At 41.1% G+C, this 10001-nt stretch carries 12 protein-coding genes; all 12 read left to right on the top strand.

Annotation, left to right across the window (positions count from 1 at the left end):
* Positions 1-34: 34 nt before the first annotated feature.
* Positions 35-1654: a terminase large subunit domain-containing protein gene (locus C228_RS0112605; RefSeq protein WP_018652955.1), complete on the top strand. Its 1620-nt coding sequence runs from the start codon at positions 35-37 to the stop codon at positions 1652-1654.
* Positions 1655-1656: 2 nt separating this feature from the next.
* A complete protein-coding gene (locus C228_RS0112600) occupies positions 1657-3168 on the top strand; it encodes a DUF935 domain-containing protein (RefSeq protein ID WP_018652954.1) in 1512 nt (503 codons plus the stop codon).
* Positions 3161-4411 carry a PBECR2 nuclease fold domain-containing protein gene (locus tag C228_RS0112595; RefSeq protein ID WP_018652953.1) on the top strand — a complete coding sequence of 417 codons (1251 nt, stop codon included), beginning with the start codon at positions 3161-3163 and terminating at the stop codon, positions 4409-4411. The genes C228_RS0112600 and C228_RS0112595 overlap by 8 nt, the downstream gene beginning before the upstream one ends.
* Before the next feature lie 105 nt (positions 4412-4516).
* Positions 4517-5008, top strand: coding sequence for a phage virion morphogenesis protein (locus C228_RS0112590; RefSeq protein WP_018652952.1), 492 nt, complete (start codon positions 4517-4519; stop codon positions 5006-5008).
* A 223-nt stretch (positions 5009-5231) separates the two neighbouring features.
* A complete protein-coding gene (locus C228_RS0112585) occupies positions 5232-6248 on the top strand; it encodes a peptidase (protein WP_005597513.1) in 1017 nt (338 codons plus the stop codon).
* Entirely contained in the window at positions 6245-6613 is a 369-nt protein-coding gene (locus C228_RS0112580) for a capsid cement protein (RefSeq protein WP_005597515.1), read from the top strand. Before C228_RS0112585 ends, C228_RS0112580 begins: the two co-directional genes overlap by 4 nt.
* Positions 6614-6663: 50 nt before the next feature.
* A complete protein-coding gene (locus C228_RS0112575) occupies positions 6664-7590 on the top strand; it encodes a major capsid protein (RefSeq protein WP_010945389.1) in 927 nt (308 codons plus the stop codon).
* 8 nt (positions 7591-7598) lie between these two features.
* Positions 7599-8108, top strand: a complete 510-nt coding sequence (locus tag C228_RS0112570) for a gp436 family protein (RefSeq protein WP_010945390.1) — start codon at positions 7599-7601, stop codon at positions 8106-8108.
* A complete protein-coding gene (locus tag C228_RS0112565) occupies positions 8101-8553 on the top strand; it encodes a phage tail terminator protein (protein WP_018652950.1) in 453 nt (150 codons plus the stop codon). The genes C228_RS0112570 and C228_RS0112565 overlap by 8 nt, the downstream gene beginning before the upstream one ends.
* Positions 8550-8807, top strand: coding sequence for a DUF7210 family protein (locus C228_RS0112560; protein ID WP_018652949.1), 258 nt, complete (start codon positions 8550-8552; stop codon positions 8805-8807). The genes C228_RS0112565 and C228_RS0112560 overlap by 4 nt, the downstream gene beginning before the upstream one ends.
* Positions 8807-9550: a phage tail tube protein gene (locus C228_RS0112555; protein ID WP_018652948.1), complete on the top strand. Its 744-nt coding sequence runs from the start codon at positions 8807-8809 to the stop codon at positions 9548-9550. The genes C228_RS0112560 and C228_RS0112555 overlap by 1 nt, the downstream gene beginning before the upstream one ends.
* A 57-nt stretch (positions 9551-9607) precedes the next feature.
* Positions 9608-10001, top strand: a 394-nt coding sequence (locus tag C228_RS0112550; RefSeq protein ID WP_018652947.1) for a DUF6631 family protein, incomplete at its 3' end; no start/stop codon positions are given.

Raw genomic sequence — 10001 nt, 5'->3', positions numbered from 1 at the left:
ACCAAATCCGAAAACAAATTTTAGGGATTGTGTAATGACTAAGCCAAACCAAGATGCGATAGGCATGCTTCCATTTAAGCAATCTACTGTGTCATTGCAAGTACAGGAACACTATAAAACACCAATGTTGTTACTTGGCTATCAACAGCGATGGTGTGCAGATTTAACCCCGGTCAAAGTGTGCGAAAAGTCTCGCCGTATCGGTTTGTCATGGGGTGAAGCTGCAGATTCTGCACTGTTTGCTGCGTCTCAAAAAGGTATGGATACCTGGTACATAGGTTATAACAAAGATATGGCACAGGAGTTTATCCGTGATTGTGCCGATTGGGCTAAAGCTTATGGATTGGCTGCAGGTGAAATTGAAGAAACAGAAGAAATTTTTAAAGAAGGCGATGAAGAAAAAGCGATTCTTGCCTATGTTATCCGATTCTCTAGTGGTTGGCGTATTACTGCACTGTCATCCCGTCCATCAAACTTAAGGGGTAAACAAGGTCGTGTAATTATCGACGAAGCAGCATTCCATGATGATCTACCGGAATTACTCAAAGCTGCTATGGCATTACTCATGTGGGGCGGTCAAGTACATATTATCAGCACCCATAACGGTGTAGATAATCCCTTTAATGAATTAGTTAATGAAGTACGTGCTGGCAAGAAGCCATACAGCTTGCATACCATTACTTTTGATGATGCCATTAAAGACGGTTTATATCAGCGAATTTGCCTGCGATTAGGACGTACTTGGTCACTGCAAGCACAAGATGAGTGGGTGGCTGAAATACGTGCTTCTTACGGAGATGCAGCCGCAGAAGAATTAGATTGTATTCCTCGTAACTCTGGCGGTGCTTGGCTTACACGTGCCCTAATTGAAAGCCGTATGAATGCGGATACGCCTAGACTTTGCTTGGAGAAAAAAGATGAGTTTGCCCTACAGCCAGAACCAATTCGTAATAGAGAAATTGCACAGTGGTGTGATGAAAATCTTTATCCGGTATTAACGGCACTACCTGAAAAGCAAAGGCATTTTTTAGGTATGGACTTTGCTCGTAGCGGTGACTTATCCGTTATCGCTATTGGGCAGGAACAATCTGATCTCCGTCTCAAAAATGTATTGTTATTAGAGCTCTCTAATATACCGTTTGCGCAACAAGAACAGATTTATTTCTATATTGGTGATCGTTTACCGCGTTTTAGTAAAGCCGCTAATGATGCTCGAGGCAATGGACAAAGTTTGTCAGAAAAAGCTTTTGATCGTTATGGCGCAATTGTAGAAGGCGTAATGCTAAGCGAAAGCTGGTATCGCGAACACACCGCCCCGTTTAAAGCCGCTTTAGAAGATGACACGCTTTTTGATATTGTAAAAAATGATGATGTATTAGCAGACTTACGTGCTTTTCAAGTAGTAAAAGGCATTCCACGCCTGCCGGATAAACGCACTGTCGGACAAAATAAAACCAAACGCCATGGTGATGCGGCGATTGCGTATCTATTGCTGCATTATGCTTACCGTACCGACCAAAGTTTTGAGATCAATTTTCGTTCTACAGGTACAAGAACAACCACTCAATTATTCAATAACAATAGTTTTGAGCGCGTTCGTACAGGGCGAGGTTTTGGTTCAATTCGCGGTGGTAATGACTTCAGAGGATATTAAATATGTCAGTTAAAGACTGGTTTAAAAGTAAAAATAAAAAGCCGGAGCTTAACCGTGAAATTGCGGCAACAGGTGATGGATTGGATATTACTAAAGGTTATGTTGGTGCATTAGCAGAACCGGAAGACGGCGTATTACGAGGTCGTGGAGGCGGTGATTTAAGTTTATATGAAGATGTATTGAGCGATGAAGAAGTCAAACGCACTTTCAGCCAACGACAAGATGCATTAGTCGCTCGTGAATGGGTGGTAGAGCCTGCTAGCGATGAACCGCAAGATATTGCAGCGGCAGATTTTATCCGTGATTGGGTAAACCAAATTGGATTTGATCGTATTAGTAAACTGATGCATTACGGCATATTCTACGGTTATGCGGTCGCTGAATTACTGTATCGAATCAATGAAGACGGAAAATATATTGCGGATATTAAAGTACGTAACCGACGTCGTTTTCGTTTTACGCCCAAAGGTGAATTACGTTTATTAACACGTGAAAATCAGACTGAAGGTATCGAATGTCCGACACCCTATTTTTGGACATTCTGCGTAGGTTCTGACCATGATGATGAGCCTTACGGTATTGGGCTTGCGCACTGGCTTTATTGGGCAAGTAAATTTAAACGTAACGGCGTAAAATTTTGGCTAATTTTTTTAGAAAAATTCGGTATGCCGACCGCACTTGGACGGTATCAACCAAATGCGTCTATTGAAGAACAAAATAAATTATTGGAATCCTTGTACGCAATCCAATCTGATAGCGGCATTATTGTGCCAGCAGATATGCCCATTGAATTACTCAGTGCTGGACGTAGCGGAACGGGTGATTATAAAGCCTTATATGACACCATGAATGAGACTATCCAGCGTGTCGTATTAGGACAAACATCATCATCTGGAGGTACTCCAGGTAGATTAGGCAATGATGATTTACAGGAAAAAGTGCTGGGATCCATTATTAAAGCCGACTCTGACGTTATCTGCGAATCCTTTAACCGTGGTCCGGTAACCTGGCTTACGCAAATGAATTTTTCTAACGCTAAGCCACCGCGTATATTCAGAATGTTTGAAGAATCAGAGGATTTAAACGAAAAAGCTGAACGAGACAAAAAAGTATTTGAGACAACAGGTTATCGTCCGACCTTAAAACAAATTCAAAGTTCATACGGTGGTGAATGGGAAAAGGCGGAACGTTTAACCGATTCTACAGAGAACAGCAAAAGTGCGGTCAAAAATAAGGTTGATTTTGCACATATTGTAAGTGATGAACAAGATATACCCGCACAAATGGTAAACCAGCTAGATAATACCCTTGCACCAGTAATTGATGACTGGGTAAGCCAAGTACGGGCATTAGCAAATAATGTTGAATCTCTTGAACAGTTACGTGATGAATTATTAACCTTAATGCCTGAAATGGATTTAGCCCGTTATATCGAAGCAATGGAAATTGCACTTAGTGCGGCACATTTAAGCGGGCGTGAAGCGGTGGTAAGTGAGGCAAAACAAAATGGATAATATCATTTACGGCAGTGTCCCATTCAACGAACAAATTGCATTTTATCGGCGTAAAATTCCGACACCAACAGCTACATGGACTGATATTTATAATGCAGAACATGATTATGCTGCCGTTGTTGCTGGGGCAAATCGCCGTGAAATTATTGAAGATTTTGCCAAATCTATCCAAGACTTCATCGAAAATGGTAAAACACTGGAAGATTTTCGCAAGGACTTCGACAAAATTGTGGCAAAACACGGTTGGCAATATAACGGTGGGAGAAACTGGCGTAGTCGAATCATTTACGAAACGAATTTACGTAGTAGCTATCAAGCTGGGCGTTATGCGCAACTGCAAGAGTTAAAAGAAACCATGCCCTATTGGGAATATGTTCACAGTGATGCAGTCACCCATCCAAGAGTTGAACATATGCACTGGGATGGTCTGATTTTACGCCATGACGATCCATGGTGGAAAACACATTTCCCTATTAATGCCTGGGGGTGTCAATGCACTGTGATTGCTCGCAGTCAAGCCTATATGGATAAATTAGGGTTAAAACCGGATAACGCACCGGCGATTGAATGGGAAGAAAAGTTGATTGGTAGACGAGGTCTAAACCCACGTTTAGTTAAAGTACCAAAAGGGATTGACCCTGGCTTTGAGCATATACCGGGTGCTTCTCGACTTAATGCTCATACACTACCACCGCTAGATAATAATGAGCAACCGCGCAAAGTAACGTTTTATCCACACCGTAAAGATACGCCGATTCCAATGCCGCAACCACGTACGATTTCGCATAAATTAATCTTACCGGCTGATAAGGATGACGCATTTTATATTAACTCGTTCCTATCGGAATTTGGTGCAACAAAGGAAAATCCGGTGATCTTTCAGGATATTATTGGTGAGCCTTTAGTGATCAGTGAGACGTTATTTACCTCACGAAGCGGTCACACAAAAGTGAAAAAGTGTGGACGTGAAGTTTATTTGAAAATACTTGCACAGGCACTTAAAGCACCGGATGAAATTTGGGTACGAGCAGAACATCATCACCATTTAAATTTATTAATTGTACGTCGTCGTTATATTGCCCGTTTTAAGCTAGATGACGGTAAACAAGAAGTACCTGCGCTGGCAGTATTTGATGTTGGCAAAGACGGTTGGGAAGGTACTACGATTTTTGCGCCGGATAATAGCGAATATCTTGAACAAGTACGCACAGGCATTATGCTGTATTACCGCGATGAAGAGTAAAAAAAACTCACCCGCCGCCACAGGTGAGTTTCGCCGGGTGTGGGATTGGAGGTCTTGGCGGAGACTGCCCACCCGATACGAACTAATTGCATCATAGGAGATAACATGAGTGGCGTCAAGGTTGAAATCAATACCCAACAGCTTACTACTATTTTAAATAAAGCAGTTCAAACTTTAGCTAATCCAAAAGCTATGTTTGGTGAGATGGGGGAAACTTTATTAGAGATCCATAGTATCCGATTTACGCAACAGCAAGCACCTGACGGTACGCCTTGGCAACCATTAGCGGATTGGTATAGAGATAGTAAGAAATACAATCAAGATAAAATTCTCACCCTACACGGTGATCTACGCGGTACATTACGATATCAAGCAGATAATCATGGTGTGATATTTGGTTCCGACCGTCCTTATGCGGCAATTCATCAATTTGGCGGTACGATAAAACCTAAAAATAAAAAAATATTAAAACTGGGAACATCATATGCACGAAGTATCATAATTCCTGCTCGTCCATGGCTTGGTATTTCTGCTGACAATGAACAACGATTAATTGAAATCGCACGTAATCACCTTGAAAACGCATTTAATGCATAAAACGCTTGTAAAGCTATTTTAATGTTTATTCTATAAATGATTACTTAGATACTTTTTAAGGTGTTTATAAACATTTATAAACGCCTTAAATGCAAATAAATCATCTCATCACTTACTCATTATATTTTTTCCTACCAAATACATTCTAGACGCGTCCAAAATACAAATGCGTTCCTGCCTGTCATACTGACTTCATTGAATTAACCACAAATATATTATCGAAATGAAACTCACAAAGATGCCGATTATGAAATTAGGCACGCATACTGCGATGGATGGGCGTGCGATTTCTTTTACGACAGATATGCTTAATGACATTGCTGGCAGCTATGACCCGCAATTATCCGAATCTCCGATTGTTATCGGACATCCGACATTGACTGCTCCAGCATACGGCTGGGTGAAACAAACTAGCGTGGAGGACGGCACTCTTTACGCCCACGTAGGGCAAGTTGATGCAGCCTTTGCTGAAGCGGTCAATGAAGGTCGTTATAAAAAACGTAGTGCTTCAATATTTTTACCTGATACTCCAGGTAATCCGAAGCCCGGTCATTATTATTTACGTCACATTGGTTTCTTGGGTGCAGTGCCACCTGCAGTTAAGGGACTCGCTGATGTGAATTTTGCTCAAAATGTTGAAGGCGAAAATGCATTTGTGGATTTTGCCTTTGATGAATTATCCGAAAAAAATAATTCAACTGATATCAAGGAGAACATAATGGATAAAACCAAAGAACAAGAAGCCGCTGAAAAACAGGCGCAGGAAATAGCAAAACGTGAAGCTGACTTTGCTGCCCGTGAAGCCGCACTAAAGGAACGTGAAGAAAAAATAAAGGCAGCAGAAGCTGAAAAAGCCAAAGCTGAAAAGGCACTAAAACAAAAAGAAGCAACGGACTTTGCTGAACAAATGGTAAAAGACGGCAAGGTATTTCCAGCGCAAAAAGCGGCATTAATTGAAGTCTTAGTAGCCAATGCGGCTCAACCGATTTCTTTTTCGGATGGTTCACAAACTGTCTCGAAATCTGCCTTAGATGTGATTAAAGAAATCATTACACAAAAACCATTGGATTTTGCTGAAAAATCCGCACCGGAAGTAGGTTCTAGTAAAGCCGTAGATTTTGCCAATGGTGAATCTATTGCTCAGGCAGCAGCACAATACCACGCTGAACAGGCAAAAAAAGGCATCAATATCTCAATGACTGATGCAGTTGATTACATTATGCAAGGATCCCAAAAATGACTCAAGTTACCCAATTAACCATAGCTTATCTGACTGAAGGAAAAATCGAAGGCTACCATATTGTTTGTCATGGTGAAGAAAAAGAAACAGCCAAACAAGCCACAGCTGCTACAGATAAATTACTCGGTGTCTCTACCCGAGTACCGAAAGAACCAGGTGAACACGTTGATGTCGTACGCAGTGGCTTAGCGCCAGTAGTGTACGGAGAACAAATCAAACGTGGCGACTACTTGACTACTGATAATAAAGGGCGTGCGGTCAAGGCGACTGATAAACAAGCCTATATTGGTATCGCTGAAGAAGATGGTGAAGAAGATGAAATCTGTTCACTATTTATTGCACCAGGTATTTTTGTAGCGTCGTAATCTCTACAAGAATGAAATGCTTTTACATATTTTGAACAAGGAAAAATACAATGAGTAAAGCTAATTTCCCTACTGATCCCGCACTCACTGCAATCGCTATTGCTTATCGAAATCGCCGTATGATTGCAGATGAAGTGTTACCTCGAACGCCAGTTGCCAAACAAGAATTTACGTATCTTCACTATAACCTCGGTGAAGGTTTTACTGTACCGAATGCCCGTGTTGGTCGTACGTCACGTCCGAATCAAGTGGAGTTTGGTGCAACACAACTAACGTCATCCACTGAAGATTTTGCACTCGATGCCCCAGTACCATTAGTAGATATTGCTAATAAGCCGACAAACTATAACCCGAAAGGACGCGCTACAGAACAAACGACAAATTTAATTGAATTAGGTCGAGAAGTACGTACAGCAAACCTAGTTTTTAACAAAAAATCCTATGCCAATGGATTAACAAAAACGTTATCTGGCAATAACCAATGGTCACATGATGACAGTAAACCGATCGCAGATCTATTAAGTGCATTAGATACCCCGGTTATGCGACCGAATATTATGGTATTAGGTCAAAAAGCGGCAACAGCATTACGTACCAATAAATCTATTATTAAAGCGTATAACGGCTCTTTAGGTGATGAAGGACTTGTTCCGCTTGAATATCTCAAAGAATTATTTGAACTGGAAGATATCTATGTCGGTCAGGCGTTAATCAATACTGTTAATCAAGCCAAAAAAGCAGTCCTTCAGCAGGCTTGGGGAAATCATTGTGCCTTGATTTACCGTGATCGTTTAGCGGATACCAATGGTGGAACAACCTTTGGGCTGACAGCACAATTTGGCTCTCGTGAAGTACGTGATATTTTCGATGAAAATATGGGAATGCGTGGTGGCTATAACGTCCGTGTTGGTGAATCTGTGAAAGAGCTAATCACGGCTCCTGATCTTGGTTTCTTCCTTGAGAATGTTATTGCTTAGGCACTGTTATGTACATCAATCTAAAACAGTTATGTGAAAAACCAGGTGTGGTTGAGCTGGCGCAAGTTACGGCTCAACCCGGTTTAGCCCCTGTTTCTCATCAGGTATTAAATGCTTTGTTACAAGGTGATGAAACTAAGCAGTTTCCGACAACAGAAGTTGAATACGGATTAACGATCATTACTCGGATTAATGAAGTCATTGCCGATAGCTGTGCATTAATTGATGGTTATTTGCGCCAACGTGGTTATCGCATACCTTTTAAAAATACACCTCGTATTTTAACGACATGGGCAAGAGCAATAGTTCGTTATAACTTGCATTTGCACCTAATTTCAGAAGAAAAAAATAATCCGATTGTACGTGATTATCGCGATGCATTAAAAATGCTACAACTGGTTGCAGAAGGGAAATTTAGCCTCGGGCTTGAAGACACCTTAACGTTGAAATCTGGTCGTCCCAAATTTGTTAAAAAAGACCGTGTATTTACGGACGAGAGCTTGAAAGACTATGTTTAATTCGACCGCACCTTTTGATTTAAAACTAGTAATTGAAAAACTAAAGCCCCTGATGCCTACATATATTCATCATGTAGGTAGCACAGCGGAATATCGTTCAATTTCTAATTTAAGCCAAACAGGACTACCAACTCCGGCAGTATATGTGGTTCCTAATAGTGAAATTGCTCACCAAAGTGATATTGCTGTACGCCAAATGGTAACTGTCAGTTTTTCGGTCATTGTGATTGTGCAATCTTATCAGTATAGCCCGGATAATCCACAGCTTGCACTTTCACACCCGGTAATTGGCAAAATCCGTGAACAATTAATGGGATGGACTCCCCCTATTTCTGGAGCAAAACAAACTTTTTTTGTACGTGGAGATGTATTGGATTACAGCAATAGCTATCTCGCCTGGATGGAGACTTATCAAACTAAAATGCTTATAGGTAAAAGCAGATGAAAGAGATTAAATTAATCAAAACTCATATTCACGCCGGTGTGACCTATTCTCCTGGTGATAAATTACAAGTTAGTGATGCTGATGCAGCATTCTTAATACAGCAACAAGTCGGTCTAGTAATCGGTTGTAGTGAATTCCAATCTTCAGTAGAAACGAAAAATGCAACAGCCATTCCACTAGAGAACATTGCTTCTGAAGATAGTGTAATGCCGTCCGATAACCACATTCAATTTGAAGATAAAGGAGAAAATTAATGAGAACAGAAAGTTACAGCTACGGTCAAGGTGCGGTTTATCTTGCTGAACGTTTGCCAAACGGACAACCTGGTGCATTCCGCTGGTTAGGTGATGTATCAGAGCTATCCGTATCGTTAAGCGTTGAAGAATTTACACATAAAGAGTCATACAGCGGTCAGCGCCAAGAAGTGAAGAAAATCATCACGGGTAAATCAGGTGAAGTTTCAATCAAATTCCACGAAATGAGCAAAGAGAACCTAAGTTTGATGTTATTAGGTGAAGCCAGCTCGGTGGAAAGCGGTAAAGTCACAGACGAAGCATTACCGAAAGAAATCAAAACAGGTGATCGTATTGTTCTTGCACACCAGAATGTCAGCGAAGTGAAAATTGCGGGCATGGAAGAAAATACTGATTTTGTGGTTGATAGCATTTTTGGTGCTGTCGAGTTCTTAAAAGAGAAAAAGAGTAACTCAGCAACTGTTGCATACAGCTACGGTAAGGTCGAAATTATTTCGATTTTAACTTCGAACCCGAAAGATTTATTCCTCCGCTTTGAAGGTATTAACTTAGCCGAAACGAATGAATGGAGTCTTGTTGAGTTGTACAAAATCAACTTCAATCCGACAGAAGCCTTGAATTTAATCAACAACGAAAATGCGCTAGATGCACTAAGTGCGAAAGCAAAAGTGTTAGCCGATACAACTAAGACTGGCGATAGCACGCTCGGTCGATTCGGGCGCGTTGTTAAGATTAAAAAATAACGCATTCTCCTGCCCCTAAATACTAGGGGCTTTTTTGAACCCAATAAAGGCGTAATTATGCAAAAAAATGATGAATTAAATGTGTTGTTCCCGAATGAGAAAATCACTATTGCGGGCGAAGAAATCGAAGTCAAAGAATATTCACTCATCCAGCAATTACAGCACCGTGCGTTGTTTATGCCATTTGTTACGGCATTGCGCAGCACGTTAAGCAAAGCTGAAGCGGAGTTTGGTTTAGATGGTTTAATGAACCTTATTGCAGAACATTACCAAGAGATACTGCATTTAGTCAGTATTTCGGTGGGTAAACCGCTTGAATGGGTACAGAATCTGACAGGCGAAGATGCAGAAACGGTGTTAATGATGTGGTGGACGGTAAATAGCGATTTTTTTACCCGTCAGGCGGTGCAGCCAATGTTGGAGAAAATGGTGCAGAAATCAGCTGGGGAGA

It is taken from the genome of Actinobacillus capsulatus DSM 19761 (assembly GCF_000374285.1).
GTDB lineage: Bacteria > Pseudomonadota > Gammaproteobacteria > Enterobacterales > Pasteurellaceae > Actinobacillus > Actinobacillus capsulatus.
The sequence above is the reverse complement of the archived record's forward strand: the minus strand, read 5'-3'. Positions and strand labels throughout refer to the sequence as shown.